Here is an 18,049-nt window from a genome sequence, read left to right as displayed (position 1 = left end):
GGTGGCCCGGTTCGAATTCAAGCTGCCCGACATCGGAGAAGGAATCGCCGAGGCGGAAGTCGTCGCCTGGCACGTGAAGCCGGGCGATGTGGTGGAAGAGGACGCGCCGCTTGCGGACATGATGACGGACAAGGCCACGGTCGAACTGTCCGCCCCGGTCGGCGGCAAGGTGATCGAGATCAACGGCAAGGTGGGGGAGACTGTTGCGATAGGCTCCGTGCTGGCGGTGTTCGAAACGGACGGAGAAGCGGCGGAGACCGAAGCCGAAGAAGAAGCGACTCCGCCCCAAGCAACCGCGCCGGAAAAGGCGCCGCGCGAAGAGGTCCAGGCTGAAAGCACAGCCCGAAAGGGCAGGGTGCTTGCATCCCCCGCTGTGCGGAAGCGGGCGCTGGACCTTGGCGTCGATCTTGCGCTGGTCCGTCCGGCCGAAGGCGGGCGCGTCCGCCACGGCGATCTGGACAGCTATCTGCGCTATTCCTCCCGCTCGGGAGGCGCGGCTGAAAGATCAGCGCCTGACCGGGTGGAGGAAGTCAAGGTTGTCGGCCTTCGCCGCCGCATTGCTGATAATATGGCGGAATCAAAGCGCCATATCCCGCATTTTTCATATGTCGAGGAAAGCGACGTCACCGCGCTTGAAGCGCTGCGTGGGGAGATGAACGCCAATCGCGGGGACAGGCCGAAGCTCACGCTGCTGCCGTTTCTGATCAAGGCGATCGCCGGCGCCATTCCCGGCTTTCCGATGGTGAATGCGCGCTATGACGACGAGGCTGGCGTCGTCCGTCGCCATTCGGCGGTGCATCTGGGGCTCGCCACGCAAACCGACGCCGGGCTGATGGTGCCGGTCATCCGGGATGCCGCCTCCCGCTCCGTCTGGAACATTGCCGCCGAGATCGCCCGTCTGTCGGATGGGGCGCGGGCAGGCAAGCTTTCGCGGGACGATCTTTCCGGCTCCACCATCACGCTCACCTCGCTGGGCGCGCTCGGGGGAATCGTCTCCACGCCCGTCATCAACCGGCCCGAAGTGGCGATCGTCGGCGTCAACCGCATCGTGGAGCGCCCAGCCGTGATCGATGGCCGGGTCGAGATAAGGAAGTTGATGAACCTGTCTTCATCCTTCGATCACCGCGTCGTCGACGGCTATGACGCGGCGCGCTTCATCCAGGCGGTCAAGCGGCTGATCGAAACTCCTGCGCTTGTTTTTGTCGATCAGGACTGATCCGCGGCCGTTTAACAAAAACTTTGGTGGTTGAAGCATATTCAATGTCGCCGTGGCGCAAGCATCGGTGGCATAGCAGCCCTTATTGGGCATTTTTGGAGATTTTCATTGTCGCGTGCTTTGGCGGCTGGCTCGCAATCCGTGGATTCATTGACCCTTACCCATCTTGAGCGACTGGAGGCCGAGAGCATCCACATCATGCGCGAGGTGGTGGCGGAGGCTGAAAAGCCCGTGATGCTCTATTCCGTGGGCAAGGATTCGGCGGTGATGCTGCATCTGGCGCGCAAGGCCTTTTACCCGTCGCCGCCGCCCTTTCCGCTGCTGCATGTGGATACGACGTGGAAGTTCCGGGCGATGTACGAGCTTCGCGACCGCATGGCGCAGGAAAGCGGGATGGACCTGCTCGTCTATCACAATCCCGAGGCGATGGCGCGCGGGATCAACCCCTTCGATCATGGCCCGCTGCACACCGACATGTGGAAGACGGAAGGGCTGAAGCAGGCGCTCGACAAATATGGTTTCGACGCGGCGTTCGGCGGCGCTCGGCGCGACGAAGAGAAGAGCCGCGCCAAGGAGCGCATCTTCTCCTTTCGCTCGGCCAACCATCGCTGGGACCCGAAGAACCAGCGGCCTGAGCTGTGGAAGCTCTACAACGCCAGGAAGAACAAGGGCGAGAGCGTTCGCGTCTTCCCGATCTCCAACTGGACCGAGCTGGACATCTGGCAATATATCCACCTCAACAACATTCCGATCGTTCCGCTCTATTTTGCTGCCCCGCGCCCGACGGTGGAGCGCGACGGGCTGCTCTTGATGGTGGACGACGACCGCTTCCCGCTGAAGCCCGGTGAGGTGCCGGTAGAACGCTCGATCCGGTTCCGCACGCTTGGCTGCTATCCGCTGACGGGCGCTGTCGAGAGCACGGCGGACACGTTGCCGCAGGTGATACAGGAGACGCTTCTGACAACCACGTCGGAACGGCAGGGGCGCGCGATCGACAAGGACGCGGGCGGCGCCGGCATGGAGAAGAAGAAGCAGGAGGGCTATTTCTGATGTCGGACGGTGACGTCATCTACAAGACCGACGCGCTCATCGCCGAGGACATCGATCAGTATCTCGAAATCCATCAGCACAAGTCGCTGCTGCGCTTCATCACCTGCGGATCGGTGGACGACGGCAAGTCGACGCTGATCGGCCGGCTGCTCTATGATTCCAAGATGATCTTCGAGGATCAGCTTGCCGCGCTTGAGGCCGACAGCAAGCGCGTTGGCACGCAAGGACAGGAGATCGACTTCGCGCTGCTGGTGGACGGGCTTGCCGCCGAGCGGGAGCAGGGCATCACCATCGACGTCGCCTACCGCTTTTTCGCGACCGAAAAGCGCAAGTTCATCGTCGCCGACACGCCGGGGCACGAGCAATATACGCGCAACATGGTGACGGGCGCGTCCACCGCCGACCTCGCCGTCATCCTGATCGACGCGCGCAAGGGGGTGCTGACCCAGACGCGGCGGCACAGTTATCTCGCGCACCTGATCGGCATCCGGAACATCGTGCTTGCCGTCAACAAGATGGACCTCGTCGATTACAGCGAGGCGCGCTTCAACGAGATCGTCGAAGACTATTCGGCGTTCGCAAAAAGCATCGGCATCGACAGCTTCGTTGCAATGCCGATCTCGGGCTTCAAGGGCGACAACATCACCAGCCTTTCGCCGAACACGCCCTGGTACACGGGTCCGGCGCTGATCGAGCATCTGGAGACGGTGCCGCTCGACAACGACCGGCTGGCCGCCGCTCCATTCCGAATGGCGGTGCAATGGGTCAACCGGCCCAATCTCGATTTTCGTGGCTTTTCAGGGTTCGTGAACAGCGGGACGGTTCGCCCGGGCGATGTCGTGCGGGTGCTCCCGTCGGGCAAGACCTCCAAGGTGTCGCGCATCGTGACCCTGGACGGCGATCTGGACCAGGCGGTGGCGGGCCAGTCGGTGACGATCTGCCTGGCCGATGAGATCGACTGTTCGCGCGGCGACGTCATCACCATCGCCGACAGCCCGCTGGAAGTCGCCGATCAGTTCGAGACCACGATCGTGTGGATGGCCGATGAGCCGATGCTTCCCGGACGGCCCTATTGGCTGAAGACCGCTACAACGACGGTATCGGCAACGGTGACCGACGAGAAATATCAGGTCAACGTCAACACCATGGAGCATATCGCCGGCAAGACGCTGGATCTGAACGCGATCGGCGTGTGCAACATCGCGCTCGACCGGCCGGTGGCCTTTGCCCCCTATGCCGAAAACCACGACCTTGGCGGCTTCATCCTCATCGACCGGATGACCAATACGACGGTGGGCGCGGGGATCATCCATTATGCGCTTCGCCGCAGCCAGAATATCCATTGGCAGGCGGTCGACATCACCCGCGAGGCGCATGCAAAACAGAAGAACCAGAAGCCGAAGCTCTTGTGGTTCACCGGCCTTTCCGGCGCGGGCAAATCGACCATCGCCAATCTGGTCGAGAAGAAGCTGCACGCCCTTGGCAGGCACAGCTTCCTGCTGGACGGCGACAATGTCCGCCACGGGCTGAACAAGGATCTTGGCTTCACTGATGCCGACCGCGTGGAGAACATCCGCCGGGTTGGCGAGGTCGCCAAGCTGATGACGGACGCCGGGCTCATCGTGCTCACCGCCTTCATCAGCCCGTTCCGCGCTGAGCGCGACATGGTGCGGCGTATGCTGCCTGACGGCGAGTTCATCGAGGTGCACATCGACACGCCGCTGTCCGAGGCCGAGAAGCGCGACGTCAAGGGTCTTTACAAGAAGGCGAGGGAAGGCCAGCTCAAGAACTTCACCGGCATCGACAGCCCTTATGAGCCGCCCGAATCCCCCGAAATTCGCATCGACACGACGAAGATGAGCGCCGAAGAAGCAGCCGAACTCATCGTCGGGGAATTGCTGAAGTGACGGACGCCTCCAATGCAATGACCGACGCCGAACTCGCCGCCCATATCGCCCATGTGGCGGGCGATCTGCTCCTCTCCCTCCAGCGTTCCGGCCTGTTTCAGGGCAAGGCGCTGGGCAGGGCCGGCGACCGCACCGCCAACGCCTTCATCATGGAGGCGCTGAGGGCGAACCGTCCGGACGACGCCGTACTTTCCGAAGAGGAAAAGGACAATGCCGCGCGGCTTGACGCCGAGCGGGTGTGGATCGTTGATCCGCTCGACGGCACGCGCGAATATGGCGAGGCCCGCACCGACTGGGCCGTCCATGTCGCGCTCGCGATCAATGGAAAGCCCGCCGTCGGCGCGGTGGCGCTGCCGGGTCTCGATCTCGTCCTTCGTTCCGACCGGCCGCAACCGCTGCCCGCCGCCAATTCTCCGCTCAGGATGCTCGTCAGCCGCACGCGCCCGGCGGCGGAGGCCGTCGCGGTTGCCGAGCGCCTTGGCGCGGAGCTGCTTCCGATGGGATCGGCGGGCGCCAAGGCGATGGCGGTCGTTCGCGGCGAGGCGGACATCTACCTGCACTCCGGCGGGCAATATGAATGGGACAATTGCGCCCCGGCGGCGGTTGCTCTCGCCGCGGGCCTCCACGTCAGCCGCATCAACGGCGAGCCGCTCGTCTACAATCAACAGGACGTCTATCTGCCCGACCTGCTGATCTGCAAAACGGAACATGCCGGGCTCGTGCTTGAGACCCTGCAGACATTATAGGGGCAAGACTGGCGGTCCCCGCCTCAGCCTTCCCCGGCGGAGCCGGTCAGCACAATCGCCAGACCTTCAGCGAAGTTCGCAAAATCAGCGCCGACGGCGGCGATGTCTGATTCAACACCGGCTTTTGGAGGCTGGTGTGGAAGGCGATGCACCCAGGGACGATCAGCGGACGCGGTGGCGGACGTTTGTTGACTGCTACTAACCTCCCCGGCGCAGCAACCCGACAGAGATCAAGCCGCCGCTTACGATTGGCCTATGGGGAAACCATGCACCTTTCGGAGTGACGTGCGCTCCATGCACCTATTTGGTTTTAACAGCAAAATATGGTGGACGCACCAGGGCTCGAACCTGGGACCCGCTGATTAAGAGGCGTTGGGGTCGGCGGCGTGCGGGCGCTCTCTGGTCGTCCACACTCGTTCACTGAGGTCCAAAAAAGTCATGTTAAGCTATATGGTTGGGTAAGTTCATATCATCGGGTCCGGTCTCTGGTCGTCCGCCACCGTCCATGAGCGTCTCGTATCGTTCAATCTCAGGTGGGACCTATACGGAGCCTATCCGAAGCGGTATACTTGCGCTCATGTCCACCGGATTGACGAAAGCAGATATTGAAGCCGCAATCGATGCAGCGCGAGGCCGGAAAGGGCCGCAGATCGAACTCAGGGATCTGCGCGAGCCTGGTCTGCGCTTCAGGGCAGGGGAGCGCTCGGCCAAATGGTCGCTGATGATTCGGCTGCACACCGGCGAGCGAAGCCGGATCGCATTGGGGTCGTGGCCGGCGCTCAGCATCAATGATGCACGCGCAGCAGCGCGCGAGGCCCGGCGGAAAGTGGAGGAGGGGCGTAATCCCAACGAGGAACGACGCAATCTCGCGCGCGAGGCGCAGATCCGTGCCCGGTCCCGCAAGGCCCTTGTGCAGATGCTGGACCAATATGAGCGCGAGGTCCTGAGCCATCACCGCCGCGGCGATCAGACCCGGCGAGCGCTCGACGGCAAGGAGGGATTGCTCCGCACACTTCAGGCCAGGAATGTGAAAGAGATCACCCGCGACGAGATACAGGAATTGCTCAAGCGGCGGGCCAAACGCTCGCCGATATCGGCGAACCGCCAGCTTGCCTATGCGAAGGCCTTCTTTAACTGGTGCGTATCGGAAGGCGTGATCGAGTCCAATCCAATCGCCAGCCTCAGGCGCCCTGTGCCCGAGCGTACTCGGGAACGATATCATTCGGTCCAGGAACTAAGAGATATCTGGGCGGCGGCCGGAGACCTCGGATATCCGTTCGGGCCTCTGTGTCGATTGCTCATCGTCCTGCCCATGCGCCGGGATGAACTTGCCGGCCTGCTCGTCAATGAACTGACGCTGCAGGGCGACGAGCCGCAATGGGTTCTGCCATCGGAGCGAACCAAGCGCGCCAATGCGCTTCGGGTGCCGCTGCTTCCGATGGCGCGGTCCATCATCACATCGGCGCTCGGCGACGCCGATCGACTGAAGGAGTCTGCCTACCTCTTCACCACGACGGGAGAGACGCCGGTATCAGGCTTTGCCAAGGCCAAGCGACGCCTGGATGGCGCCGTTGAGAAACATCGCGAGGAAATGGCGGCGAAACAGGGCAGGGAGGTGGAGCCGATGCTGCCCTGGACGATCCATGATCTGCGGACCACGTTCAACACCATCGCCTGTGAGCGGCTCAAGATCGATGCGAATGTTGCTGATCGCATTCTGAACCATGTCGCGACCGCGACGACGTCGAAGATCATGCGCGTCTACAACCGCTCCGAACTGTTCGAGGAGCGCAAGCGGGCGTTGCGACTGTGGGAGCAATGGCTCGAGAAGGAGGTGGTCGCTGCCGCGGTAAATCGCTGAGTTCCCAAACATCTCTGCAGGTTTCGTTGCCCCTGCTCTCTTCAGAATCGTACCAAATCTCGATGAAGGCGGCGGGCGCTACGCGCCTCGTCTTCATAAAGGCAATGCGGCCCTCCGAGGGACCCACCTCCCAATGTGATATGGCAGTGAATTTGTCGCGACAGCCGCCCAGAAATGGCTGAGTCAGATCGGCGTGAAGACGCTCTACATCGCATCGGATCACCATGGGAGAACGGTTACATTGAATTCTTCAACGGGTCACTTCGCTACGAACTGCTCAATGACGGAATCTTCTACAGCCTCGCCGAGGCCAAGGTGCTGATCGAAGCCTGGCGGCGGCATTACACACCGTTCGCCCACTCTTCGCGGAAGCTTTCGCGGCAGTGATGCCGTCGCGGTCGTGCTTCATGCGATCTCTCCCCGCGCCTCCGAACAGTCTCCGTGCGTCGCCGCCTGAGGTGATCGACCCACCGCGTGCTCTCGGGCGTCGCCGGCAAACGGGAACATGCTCGCGGGCGCAGCCCCGAGAGCTGGAGCAAGGGTGCGCTGGAGCCGCCGTCGCGCGCGCAGGTGTCGGGTCTTGACCGTGGCGGTATTGATGCCGAGCAGTTCGGCGACCTCGCCAACATCGAGTTCCTCGATCTGTCGCAACACGAAGACGGTGCGGAACTGAGGGGGCAACCGGTCGATCGCATCATTGATCAGTTGCAGGATCTGGTGGTGCGCATAGGCCCGTTCGGGCGAACTCGCGATCGAGCCGCGCATCAGCGTCTCGCAATATGTCTCCGCCATCGACGTAGGCTCGTCGAGCCATGTTCGGCGCCGGTGGACCAAGCGGGCATGTGCAAGCGCTGCATTGGTGACGATGCGCGTCAACCAGGTCGAAAGTGTCGATCGTCCTGCGAAGCCGCTGATACCTGCCAACGCGTTGAGATAGGCGCTTTGAACGGCATCTTCGGCGTCCTCGCGATTGCGCAGGATCCGCCAGGCGGTGCGCTGCAACTGCCGATCATTGCGCTGCATGACGAGGGCGAGCTCCGAGGCCAGCTCAAGTTCGGAATGGGCGTCGCCGCGCGGAGGAGCGGAAATGCCGGGATGAAACTCGGCACCAGAACAAGCGGACATATTTGCCTCCATTCACCTCGCATCCGGGGAAGAGAGATGCGACAAGCACCGCGATCGGCTGCGCCGCGGTTCACTCCGCGTTACGAGGGTTGCGAAGGCCTGATTTCACGCCAGATCGGCAATCTGTCGTCGCGACGGACAGCGCGCCGGGTCCCCGTCGCTTCGCGAAGGGGGAGACCCAGTGCCTGGAAGCGTGCCGTGCTACTGCCCGGATGAATTCCAAGGCGCCGAACCGTTAGAACACTGGCCATTTGCGCTTTCAATATTCGTCTCAACCACACAATGTTCGAGATGATGTTCGCGGATGCTTTTGGGCGAGCGCGCAAACTCCATCTTGCAGAAGGCATCATCTGCCTGCTAATCTCATGTAGCAAATGAATATTATTTGGCATCTATATGAAAGATATTGCCGTTAAATATTCACCTCGTCCGCGCTTCCATGCGTTCGCGCCATGAGCGGCGAGCGCGTCGATCCGGCAGCGGGGAAGCTGTTGGAGCCCGCCCAGCTGATCGAGGCCTATTAGGCCGGCATTCCGGACCCATCGGTGGCAACGCAGCTCATCCATTTCGGCACCTCGGGCCACCGTGGCTCTGCATTCCACAATGCCTTCAACGAGGCGCATATCGTCGCCATCGCCGAGGCCGTCTGCCTGTATCGCAAGCGCGAGGGGATTGATGGGCCGCTATTCGTTGGCATCGACACCCACGCCCTCTCGCGGCCGGCATTTGTGACCGCGCTGGAGGTGTTCGTCGCCAACGACGTGGAGACGATGATCGATGCCGACGAGGGCTTCACGCCGACCCCCGTCATTTCCCATGCCATCCTGACCTATAACCGTGGCCGAACGGCCAGCTTGGCCGATGGCGTCGTGCTCACCCCCTCGCACAATCCCCCGGAAGATGGCGGCTTCAAATATAATCCGCCGACGGGCGGCCCCGCTGGCTCCGACGTTACCAGCTGGATCGAAGCCACCGCGAACGAACTGCTGAAGGCGGGCATTCAAAAGGTCCGACGTATTCCTTATGCACGGGCGCGCCAATCGGTGTGCGTGCACCCCCACGACTATATGGATCCCTATATCGGAGATCTCGCGGGCGTGATTGACATGGAGACTATTGCGGGGTCAGGGCTGGCACTCGGCATCGATCCTTTGGGTGGCGCCAGCGTGCACTATTGGCCCAAGATCATCGACCGCTACGGTCTCAATGGAACTGTCGTCGAGGGCATGGTCGACCCCACGTTCGGCTTCATGACCGCGGACTGGGACGGGAAGATCCGGATGGATTGCTCGTCGCCTTATGCCCTGACCCGGCTGATCGGCATGCGCGACCGTTTCGACCTTGCGTTCGGCAACGATACCGACGCCGACCGCCATGGCATCGTCACGCCGACGGGTGGCCTGATGACGCCCAATCATTTTCTGGCGGCGGCGATCGCGTATCTGATCGATCATCGCCCGCATTGGACGCCGCGCTGCGGTATCGGCAAGACCATGGTGAGCAGCAGTGATCGATCGCATCGCAAACCGCGCTGGTCGGCCGCTTGTCGAAGTTCCCTTCGGATTCAAATGGTTCGTCGACGGTCTCTACTCGGGTGCTCTTGGCTTTGCCGGCGAGGAAAGTGCCGGCTCCTCCTTGCTTCGGCGCGATGGTTCGGTCTGGACGACCGACAAGGGCGGCTTGGCGCTTGGCCTGTTGGCGGCCGAGATCACGGCGCACTCCGGGTCCGATCCGAACCAGGCCTATGACGCGCTGATGCAAGAATTCGGGCAATTCTGGTACGAACGGATCGACGCACTGGTAGCGCCCGAGCAGATGGATGTGCTGCGCCGCGCCACGGCCGATCGGATCTCTGCCACCGAACTCGCTGGCGAACCGATCGAGGCGAAGCTGACCACCGCGCCTGCCGGGGGCGAACCGTTCTGCGGCATCAAGATCACAACCGCGGGTGGCTGGTTTGCGGCGCGCCCATCCGGAACGGAGCTGATCTACAAGCTGTACGCCGAGAGCTTCCGCAGTGCCGACCATTTGCGCGCGATTCAACGCGAGGCCCGGACGATCATCCAAGGCGTGTTCGGCCGGGGACAAGCCGCTGGCGATCATGGACACTGAAGGACCGGCTCAATCCGCAGCAACAGCCGGATAGACGAGACCACCCGCGCCGACCCGTGCAGCGGCGTTCATGACGGCAGGTTGGGTGCGGGAAAGCCCTATCAGGTGGAAGACGTCCTGCTGCTTCAGCAGGAGATAGTCGGCCACGATCCGGCGATGGCATCGCCACCAGACGGCCTCGGCACACATGATCGCGCAGCGTCGATCCGCCGCATGCGCGAGGAGAAGATCCAGACCAGTCCGAAACGCGTCGGACAGGGCAGAGTCGGCATAGTTATGGAAACTCGGATTAGTCCAGAAGCCATTGAGCTCCGGGGGGATCGTCTTCGATTTCTTGCGCAGCCCGCCCAATGCCAGGATCTGCTCATAGTCGATCTGCCATGACGCAAGGGTCGCTGGCAGCGTGTCGCGGTTGAATTGGGGATTGGCGCGCGAGCGGGAGATGCTGCGAATATCCACCACCAGTTCCACCCTGCCGACTTGGAGCAACACGACGAAATCCGCGATCGACCGTGTCGAATGCCCGATCGTATAGATGGGTTGGGCGGCCGACATCGACCGCTCAGCCACGGATGTCGGTCGCGGCACCAGGATGCCGCTCGATCTTTTCCAGCTCGGGCCAGGCCTGCCGGATCGCGGCGCGCAGGTGTGGAAGAACCTCCTCCTCGAACCAGGGGTGTTTGCGCGCCCAAATCGTCACGCGCCATGAGGGGTGCGGAAGTGGGAATAAGGCCGGCAGATAGGATCTGAAATCGCGGACCCGCTCCGTAAGGTGACCCGGACCGAGCACATGATTTTGGGCATGGCTTCCCACCAGGAGCGTCAGGCGAAGCCTTGGCATTGCTGCGAGCAGCCGTTCCCGCCACAACCGTGCGCATTCCGGGCGGGGCGGTGCATCGCCCTGTCCAGCGCGTCCGGGATAGCACAGACCCATGGGCAGGATGGCGATATTGGCCGCGTCGTAGAACTGATCCTCGGATATGCCCATCCAGTCGCGCAACCGATCGCCCGATGGATCGGAAAAGGGAACGCCGCTCGCGTGGACCTTAGTGCCTGGCGCCTGGCTTGTGATCAGGATGCGGGCGGTTGCGGACATCTGCAGGACCGGTCTCGGACCGAGGGGCAAGAGGTCGCCGCATGCGTTGCAAGCCCGGACCTCCGCCAGCAAGTGTTCCAGATCGCTCACGCGTCCAGCGCGGGGTGGGGCAGGCTGTGCATGTGAATTTGATCGGCTGAGTATTTCCTCAGAATATCGATAGCGCGCACCTCGCTGGCAGGGTTGCGCGTTCTTATCCACAGCAGCAGTCCGCCGCGTATGAGCTGTTCCTCGAGATAATGCGCATGATGCTCTCCCAGCCATTTGGCGAGCACCGAGCCAACGAGCCCACCGGCGCCACCCGCGAGGGCGGCGCCGGTGATGACGGCGAGCAGCGTACCACCTGTCGCGACGATCGCACCGACCGCGGCAAGCGCGCCGACATACACCAGCCCGCCGATGATACCGCCCTCCGCGTCGCCAATCGCTTCGGTCGACACAAAGGCGGCGCGTGGCACGTCTGGGTCGTCGGCGAGAATATCTACTCTGGAATAGCGATGGCCCAGCTTCTCCTGCACCGCCTGTTCGCTCGCCAGCAGACTGAGCTCGGACCGATGAAAGCCCGAACTGAGCAGCGCGTCGATCGCGTCCTGCAACTGCTCCGAACTGTGAAAAATGCCGACCGCTTCGCGCGGCAAGTCTGCGGCGTCATCGATCGCCATGAGGTTTCTCCATTTCTTGGGGCCATCGGCACATCGACCGAAATCCCTTGGTCATCGTCCGTCGCTCACCGGCGCGATGGATTTTGCGCGAGATATGCGATGATATCGGCTCGCTCTTGCGGCGAACTCACACGAAAGCCCATCATAGTGCCGGGCACCATCACCGTCGGCGCCCTCAACCAGCGGTCGAGATTGGCCGGGGTCCAGACAATGTGCGACGCGCTGAGCGCTTTTGAATAGCGGAAGTCGGCGACGCGGCCTGCTCGCCGCCCGACAACGCCGCGATGTGCCGGGCCGACGCGATTGCTATCCAGCGAATGGCATGCGCCACATTTCGCCTGATAGAGGTCGACTCCCCGGACCGCATCGCCGCGTGGCAGGCCGGCGCCCGCGAACGCCGCGCCGCTGACCGCCATCGCCGCCGCGAGCGTCAGTGCGCGCGTCGCCGCTCGGAAGGTGGCGCGGGCCATAAAGACTATCCGAAAATCGGTGCCTGTTGCGGAATAGGCTCGTTCAGGACATTCCCGAGGACAGCGGCATGAAATGCCTCATCGCCGGCCAGACGGGCGGAGAGCACATGAAACTCGGTCGCCTGGAGCGACGGGATAAGGCCCAGATAGGCATTTGCGGCACCGCGCTCGAGGCGTAGCGCGAGCTTGAGGACATCAGTCTGGGTCTTCAAAGCGCCGGCGCCGAGCGAAGCGGCATAGTCAGCGATCGGTTTGCTGGTCGCGGCCACGCCACCCAAGCGTCCGATTGCCGCCGCCAGATCATCGCGATGCGTTTTGTGATGGCTCTGGAAGGTAATGCCCACCTTGAGAACATCCGGTGACAGCAGTCCGCTTTGTGCGGCGATTTGATAGGCGGCGATCCCTTCGTGCTCCAGCGCCAAGGCGGCATTGAGAAGCTGCGCATCCTGCGCCGGCAGATCGGCCTTCCTCGCGGCAGCGGGAACGCTGCCGCCAAGTAAAGCAACCAGGCCGGCCGCGGAAAGCGTGGTCACGCCACCTGTAAGAACGGAGCGGCGACTGCTGCTGGGGATATCGATCATCTCGCTGGTCCTCCTTCTTGGATCACTATTGTTTGTCGGACATCTCCCGCTGCCGCTCTGCGAAGAGTTCGTCGGTTCAGAGCAACTTGTGGTCGCCCCATCGCCGATTGTTTCCTTTTGTCTATTTGATGAGACGCGTCGCAAAAGGTTCCCGGAAAGTGGGAAGGGAACGTAGCGTCAGGCAGACCAGACTGCCGGCCACACCGATGGACGCTTACAAAGTAGGAGGCGTCGCGACGAGCGGTTAGGGTTCGACACCCGGCCCTGGGGGCCGGTCAGGGGCCCTATGCGCCGCAGTGCAGGGGAGGATGGCGCAACCAGAGCGTCAGCACTGCGGAAGGCATCTATACTACTCGTGTCGCTCGTAAGGCGAGATTAAATGCAATATTAGTGTTGCGAACAGGCAATAATATTAATTGGACGTCGTTTAAGAGGCCGCGCAATTATTGACAAACGAATCGCGTAGGGATGACGCTCGGCGTCAAGTGGCAGGAAGGGACACCCTCATATGCCGGTCGATACACCGTTGAGCTCGTCGGTCGGTTTGGAGATGTCAGGCAATGCGCGCGGCATTGCAGCGCCAACCAACAAGATTCACGCGTCACCAGCACTGAGCTCCAGCCCGATCGAGCGAATGCTCGCTCTAGGTCAGATGAGCAGGGGTTTCGTGCATGATTTCAGGAACGTCCTTGGCGTGATTTCCGCAGCGGTGCGTCTGGCCGAACGACATGCTGACGATCCTTTGTTGGTCACCGACTTTCTCGTGGGCGCGCAGGAGGGAGTGGAGCGCGGGTTGCGGATGACCACGCGACTGCTCAACTTCGCGAGCGGGCATGATTGCGACATCCATGCTCACAACGTCAATGATGCCCTGGTACGATTGGAAATCCTGCTGCGATATGCTGCCGGATCGGGGATTCGGATTGTGGTGCAGCTCGGTCCCGACGTCCCGGATGTTGAATTTGAATTTCCGCAGTTCAACGCCGCGATCATGAATCTCGTCGTCAACGCGCGGGATGCCATGCCCGACGGCGGGACCATCCAGATCAGCACTGCCCTGATTTCGCGACCCGTATCGCGCGACCAAGGGCCGGATCATTACGTGCGGGTTCGCGTGAGAGACAATGGTACGGGCATGGACGCGGGGGTCAGGCGCAAGATCTTCGACCCTTTCTTTACTACCAAGGCCGGTGCCGGGACGGGACTGGGGATCCCGCAGGTTGATGCGTTCGTGCGGCAGTCCGGCGGCTTCTTGAGGATCGACACCGCGATCGGTGTCGGCACCACCTTCGATCTCTTTTTCCCCTGTGCCGACGGTTCCGCCGATCTCCACTAGCCGTCGCGTAAGCTCGCTGGATCGACCGATTTTTCAGTGGCAAGGACCGGCTGGCCACCCGAGTCATTCCCTTATGGGCGCGGAGGCGGCCTGTCGGGGAAGCGCGCATGATAGACAGCGGAACGAGCGCCGTACCCAAAGCGGGCAATCGCCATCTGCTCGGCTGCCACGGCGCGCGCGAGAAGGGTGGGTTTATCGAAAGGGTCGGCGCTCGCGTGCCCAAGTTCGGCCGCGCACCACGCTTCGAGAATATGGTCGTCGGAGCGCCGATGGACGCCGTTTTGCTCCAACAATATCTCAAGTTTGTCCACCAGATCGCTTATGCGATAGGGCCTGGCGATAAAGCCCGCGACGATCGGCAAGGTATTGGGCTCGGGGCGAATCCGTCCTGAATTTATGAGAATGACCGTTTCGGGCCAGGTTCGCGGATCGTGCCGGCGAGCGCCAAGTTATCCATGCCACCCGGCATTTCGACGTCGGTGAGGACAACGCCAATATCACAACGATGGTCGAGAATCGCGAGTGCGTCACGAGCATCGTGGGCTTCGAATACGCGGTATCCCTCGTCCATAAGAGCTTCCGCGGCGAACATGCGCGCAAGCGGTTCGTCCTCAACGACGAGGACGATATTGTGATCCGGCGCGGACCTTTCGGGTTCTCCATTATACATCTCTCCGCACGCCGCGCCGCTCGAGGGATTCTTCCGCAGCGCGTCGGTGACATTGCCGCGGACCGGGCGCTAAACCACTTCTCCAGCCACGTCATAGGCGGGGGTTGACGGTTCCAGCTCGTCGACCGGCGCCACCTGCTCGCTTATCAAAATGGCGAATTTCGCACCGGCATAACAGCTGCCCGGCTGATGCCAGGCTCGGGTGACGACCCGGATCTTGCCATTGATTTCGACCTGCTCGCCCGGGGTTGGGGAGCGCGCGAAATGAAAGCATCCGGTGGGTGTGGCATTCTTATGGTCGCGACCAGCGAAGACATCGACTAGCATCTCGTTTCCTCTCTATTTGACGGGAACAGGGGACGGCGCGGGATATTGCCAGGGCTCGCCTCGGCCGAGGGCGGCGTCATATTGTTTCTCGGCGAAGGACCAGTTGGCGAGCTTGGTCCACCATAGCGTCAGCCACTGGGCGCGATCCTGCCGATAATCGATGTAATAGGCATGTTCCCACACGTCGCAGCACAGGAGCGGGGTGACACCATCGTCCAAAACGGGACATCCGGCATCATGGGTTGAGATGACCTCAAGCCTGTTGCCTCGCGCCACGAGCCAGACCCAGCCGGACGCGAAATGGCCGGTGCCTTCTGCGACGAAGCGCGTTCCGAGCGCTTCCAGCCCGCCAAAGCTGGCTTTGATGGCAGTGGTGAGCCCATTGCCCGGTTGAGCGGGCGCCGGCGTCATGCTTTCCCAGAAGAAGCCATGGTTCCAGGCTTGGGCTGCATTGTTGAACAACCCTTGGGTGCCGCTCGCATGGGCCGCGCGAATGACGGACTCGAGTGTCGATACCGCTTCATTCCGTTCGGCCAGCAGACGATTGAGCGTCTCGACATAGCGCGCATGATGCTTGCCGTGATGGATCGCCAACGTCTCCGCGGAGAGGACGGGCACCAGAGCATCGATGCCATAGGGAAGGGGAGGGAGCTCGAATGCGACGGCGCCTGCGATAGAGGACCGTAAGGTGCTTGAGCCTAGATCAGCCATAGCAAATCTCCAGATTTTGGGGAAAAGAAAGCAGTTCGCCGGCACGGGTGACGGACGGACGCGCTGTTCGGCGGCTCAGTGGGCATGGCCAGCTCCTGCGGCGCGGGCGCTGAGGGCCGCGATGCAGAGCGAAATCGCATGATGCGCGTGGTCGCCCGCCCATGTCCCTTGCGCGCCCGCGACGATCACATGGGCGCCGTCCTCTTCGATCCAACAGCCTGGCGGGACGAGGGTCGCGGCTGCCGAGCGGACTTCGGAATAGCGCAGCGCCCGCACGCGTGTGCCGTCAGCTTGCGACCAGATCCCGGCCTCGACACGCGGTAGTTCGATCAAAGCGGGGAACACGGCCAGGGCGATCTCGCCATCGAGCGCGCGACTTGGCGTGATGGCCAGTTGGCAGGCCGCAATGGTGACCGCGAGCTGCGCTCCACCACTGTCGCCCGCCAAGGCCGATGGTGAGCGAAGCATGCTCATCGAGCGCGCCCCGTGCCGTCAGGTGGAGGCACGCCCCGACCGTCCCGGTGGACCGGCTCGCAGACCGCGCGCAACAGACCATCGCTGATGGCATAAACCCATCCGTGCAGCGTCAGGTCGGCTTGCGCCGCCCATGCAGTACGTACGAGGCGGTTGGCGGCGAGGGCTCCAACTTGAGCGACGACGTTCCGCTCGCACAGCGCATTCGCGTCGGCCTGATCGGGTGCGGCGTTGCAGGGATGCGCGTGGTGAACCGCCCGCACCGGTGCGAGCCAATTTCCGATCGCATCGGGGGTTGCGGGCGCCATGGCGGCCTGGATGCCGCCACAGCCATAATGGCCGACGACGATAATATGTTGTACGTGCAGCGCCTCGATCGCGAATTGCAGCGCTGCTGCAAAGTTGGGATCATTCTCCACTGCGAGATTGGCGACGTTGCGGTGGACGAACATCTCGCCGGGATCGAGGTTGACGATCTCGGTCGCAGGCACGCGGCTATCTGAACATCCTATCCAGAAGTAGCTGGGCCTCTGCTGGCCCACGAGGCGGCTGAAGAAGCTCGGATCGACCAAAGTCTTGGACTTTGCCCAAGCCTGATTGCGGGCGAACAGGTCGGCGAGGTCATTATCGTCACCGCGCGTCACGGTGGCCGGTTTTTCGGCCGCCCTATTCTCCCGCAGGCTCATCACTGAGCAGCCTTCTCGAGGTCGACGACCCGGAGATAAGGTTTGAGGGTAGTGTACCCTTGCGGGAACAGGCGGGATGCCTCTTCCTCCGACAATTTGGGCGAGATGACGACAGGCTCGCCTGGGTTCCAGTTGACCGGCGTTGCGATGCTGCGGGCGTCGGTAAGCTGGAGGCTGTCGATCGCGCGCAGGATCTCCGCAAAGTTGCGCCCCGTCGAGGGTGGATACGTCAGAATGAGGCGGACCTTGCGCAAAGGATCGATGACGAACACCGATCGCACGGTGACGGTGGGGTCACTCTCCGGATGGATCATGTCGTACAGCGTCGAGACGCGGGCATCGGGATCGGCGATCATCGGAAAATCGAGCTTCGCGCCTTGGGTTTCCTCGATGTCGACCTCCCATCTGCGATGCGCTTCCACCGGATCGACCGAGAGTCCGATCGGCTTGACGTCGCGCTTGTCCCATTCAGGGCGGAGCTTGGCGACTTCGCCGAGTTCGGTGGTGCATACCGGGGTGAAGTTCTTCGGATGGCTGAACAGGACGCCCCAGCTGGACCCAAGCCAGTCGTGGAACCGGAGGAGGCCGTGCGTGCTGCTCTGTTCGAAGTCGGGGGCAATCTGCCCAAGTTGGATGGTCATGGACGCTCCTTCATGCTGCGCGACCCATTGTGAAGCGCTGGCAAACATCAAACAAGAGAATGATATTCATGTTTCACATCAACAATATTGTTATGAACCTAGGGCTTGGGCGCGAGCCATCCGATAGAGAACAGCGCCGCGACTGAGGCGAGGAGCATCGCGACGGCGTCGTCATTCTTGTCCACGACACGGGCCTCTTCGAGCAGCCACAACATGACCCGGATCGAAAAGATGGCGCCCGCGATCGCGACCATCCAGTAGGCATGCGGCGGTCGGACATTCTCATCCTTGCCCGTCTGGATGCGGGCTTCGCGGAGGTCTTTCTTCATCGCCATAGCCGGCTCCGTCGCTGTCCGCTCCGTCGCTGGCTCCCATCCT

21 protein-coding genes and 2 pseudogenes are annotated in these 18,049 nt (G+C 62.2%); 10 read left to right on the top strand and 13 right to left on the bottom strand.

The annotated features are described in order from the left end of the window. Position 1 precedes the first annotated feature (1 nt). The 6 genes and pseudogenes from BSL82_RS05295 to BSL82_RS05270 form a co-directional block, all read left to right on the top strand. Entirely contained in the window at positions 2 to 1,216 is a 1,215-nt protein-coding gene (locus BSL82_RS05295) for a dihydrolipoamide acetyltransferase family protein (protein WP_072596346.1), read from the top strand. A 141-nt stretch (positions 1,217 to 1,357) separates the two neighbouring features. Further along, complete coding sequence (cysD, locus tag BSL82_RS05290; protein ID WP_072598610.1) at positions 1,358 to 2,266, top strand: sulfate adenylyltransferase subunit CysD; 909 nt, start codon at positions 1,358 to 1,360, stop codon at positions 2,264 to 2,266. Continuing rightward, complete coding sequence (cysN, locus tag BSL82_RS05285) at positions 2,266 to 4,173, top strand: sulfate adenylyltransferase subunit CysN (RefSeq protein WP_072596345.1); 1,908 nt, start codon at positions 2,266 to 2,268, stop codon at positions 4,171 to 4,173. The genes cysD and cysN overlap by 1 nt, the downstream gene beginning before the upstream one ends. Positions 4,174 to 4,190: 17 nt before the next feature. Further along, positions 4,191 to 4,919, top strand: coding sequence for a 3'(2'),5'-bisphosphate nucleotidase CysQ (locus tag BSL82_RS05280; protein WP_072598609.1), 729 nt, complete (start codon positions 4,191 to 4,193; stop codon positions 4,917 to 4,919). 589 nt (positions 4,920 to 5,508) lie between these two features. Beyond that, positions 5,509 to 6,780, top strand: a complete 1,272-nt coding sequence (locus tag BSL82_RS05275; RefSeq protein WP_158010703.1) for a tyrosine-type recombinase/integrase — start codon at positions 5,509 to 5,511, stop codon at positions 6,778 to 6,780. A 142-nt stretch (positions 6,781 to 6,922) separates the two neighbouring features. Further along, a pseudogene (locus BSL82_RS05270) lies at positions 6,923 to 7,167 on the top strand (integrase core domain-containing protein); the annotation flags it as partial. Positions 7,168 to 7,185: 18 nt separating this feature from the next. Here the strand turns inward: BSL82_RS05270 and BSL82_RS05265 are convergent. Next, a complete protein-coding gene (locus BSL82_RS05265) occupies positions 7,186 to 7,905 on the bottom strand; it encodes a sigma-70 family RNA polymerase sigma factor (RefSeq protein WP_226998633.1) in 720 nt (239 codons plus the stop codon). 545 nt (positions 7,906 to 8,450) lie between these two features. On the opposite strand from BSL82_RS05265, the pseudogene BSL82_RS20940 reads away from it, so the two are divergent. After that, positions 8,451 to 9,242: pseudogene (locus tag BSL82_RS20940) on the top strand (phosphohexomutase domain-containing protein); the annotation flags it as partial. Positions 9,243 to 9,411: 169 nt separating this feature from the next. After that, on the top strand, positions 9,412 to 10,017 hold the full coding sequence (locus BSL82_RS20935) for a phosphohexomutase domain-containing protein (protein WP_226998632.1): 606 nt from the start codon (positions 9,412 to 9,414) through the stop codon (positions 10,015 to 10,017). Positions 10,018 to 10,026: 9 nt separating this feature from the next. Here the strand turns inward: BSL82_RS20935 and BSL82_RS05255 are convergent, their stop codons facing one another. The 5 genes from BSL82_RS05255 to BSL82_RS05235 form a co-directional block, all read right to left on the bottom strand. Then, positions 10,027 to 10,572 carry a DUF488 domain-containing protein gene (locus BSL82_RS05255; protein ID WP_072596343.1) on the bottom strand — a complete coding sequence of 182 codons (546 nt, stop codon included), beginning with the start codon at positions 10,570 to 10,572 and terminating at the stop codon, positions 10,027 to 10,029. Between the two features lie 7 nt (positions 10,573 to 10,579). Continuing rightward, positions 10,580 to 11,113, bottom strand: a complete 534-nt coding sequence (locus BSL82_RS05250) for a uracil-DNA glycosylase family protein (RefSeq protein ID WP_226998631.1) — start codon at positions 11,111 to 11,113, stop codon at positions 10,580 to 10,582. Between the two features lie 86 nt (positions 11,114 to 11,199). Beyond that, positions 11,200 to 11,775 (bottom strand): hypothetical protein, encoded by a 576-nt coding sequence (locus BSL82_RS20385; protein ID WP_072596341.1) that lies wholly within the window; start codon positions 11,773 to 11,775, stop codon positions 11,200 to 11,202. 65 nt (positions 11,776 to 11,840) lie between these two features. Continuing rightward, entirely contained in the window at positions 11,841 to 12,245 is a 405-nt protein-coding gene (locus tag BSL82_RS05240) for a c-type cytochrome (protein WP_193408596.1), read from the bottom strand. Positions 12,246 to 12,250: 5 nt separating this feature from the next. Further along, positions 12,251 to 12,826 carry a ferritin-like domain-containing protein gene (locus tag BSL82_RS05235; RefSeq protein ID WP_072596340.1) on the bottom strand — a complete coding sequence of 192 codons (576 nt, stop codon included), beginning with the start codon at positions 12,824 to 12,826 and terminating at the stop codon, positions 12,251 to 12,253. Positions 12,827 to 13,334: 508 nt separating this feature from the next. Between BSL82_RS05235 and BSL82_RS05230 the strand changes: the two genes are divergently transcribed. Next, entirely contained in the window at positions 13,335 to 14,162 is an 828-nt protein-coding gene (locus BSL82_RS05230) for a two-component system sensor histidine kinase NtrB (protein WP_226998630.1), read from the top strand. A gap of 107 nt (positions 14,163 to 14,269) precedes the next feature. After that, positions 14,270 to 14,554 (top strand): hypothetical protein, encoded by a 285-nt coding sequence (locus tag BSL82_RS20930; RefSeq protein ID WP_072596339.1) that lies wholly within the window; start codon positions 14,270 to 14,272, stop codon positions 14,552 to 14,554. Positions 14,555 to 14,556: 2 nt separating this feature from the next. On the opposite strand, the gene BSL82_RS20925 is transcribed toward BSL82_RS20930, so the two are convergent. The 7 genes from BSL82_RS20925 to BSL82_RS05190 all read right to left on the bottom strand — a co-directional run bounded on the left by BSL82_RS20925 (position 14,557) and on the right by BSL82_RS05190 (position 18,006). Further along, a complete protein-coding gene (locus BSL82_RS20925; protein WP_237267732.1) occupies positions 14,557 to 14,754 on the bottom strand; it encodes a response regulator in 198 nt (65 codons plus the stop codon). 147 nt (positions 14,755 to 14,901) lie between these two features. After that, positions 14,902 to 15,159 (bottom strand): hypothetical protein, encoded by a 258-nt coding sequence (locus BSL82_RS05215; protein WP_072596337.1) that lies wholly within the window; start codon positions 15,157 to 15,159, stop codon positions 14,902 to 14,904. A 12-nt stretch (positions 15,160 to 15,171) separates the two neighbouring features. After that, a complete protein-coding gene (locus BSL82_RS05210; protein ID WP_072596336.1) occupies positions 15,172 to 15,870 on the bottom strand; it encodes a superoxide dismutase in 699 nt (232 codons plus the stop codon). A 75-nt stretch (positions 15,871 to 15,945) separates the two neighbouring features. Next, positions 15,946 to 16,344, bottom strand: a complete 399-nt coding sequence (locus BSL82_RS05205) for a hypothetical protein (protein WP_072596335.1) — start codon at positions 16,342 to 16,344, stop codon at positions 15,946 to 15,948. Continuing rightward, positions 16,341 to 17,030, bottom strand: a complete 690-nt coding sequence (locus tag BSL82_RS05200) for a carbonic anhydrase (protein WP_083579058.1) — start codon at positions 17,028 to 17,030, stop codon at positions 16,341 to 16,343. Before BSL82_RS05200 ends, BSL82_RS05205 begins: the two co-directional genes overlap by 4 nt. Then, a complete protein-coding gene (locus BSL82_RS05195) occupies positions 17,030 to 17,671 on the bottom strand; it encodes a peroxiredoxin (RefSeq protein ID WP_072596334.1) in 642 nt (213 codons plus the stop codon). The genes BSL82_RS05200 and BSL82_RS05195 overlap by 1 nt, the downstream gene beginning before the upstream one ends. Before the next feature lie 98 nt (positions 17,672 to 17,769). After that, entirely contained in the window at positions 17,770 to 18,006 is a 237-nt protein-coding gene (locus tag BSL82_RS05190) for a hypothetical protein (RefSeq protein ID WP_072596333.1), read from the bottom strand. Positions 18,007 to 18,049 lie beyond the last annotated feature (43 nt).

Source organism: Tardibacter chloracetimidivorans (genome assembly GCF_001890385.1).
Lineage (GTDB): Bacteria > Pseudomonadota > Alphaproteobacteria > Sphingomonadales > Sphingomonadaceae > Tardibacter > Tardibacter chloracetimidivorans.
The sequence above is the reverse complement of the archived record's forward strand: the minus strand, read 5'-3'. Positions and strand labels throughout refer to the sequence as shown.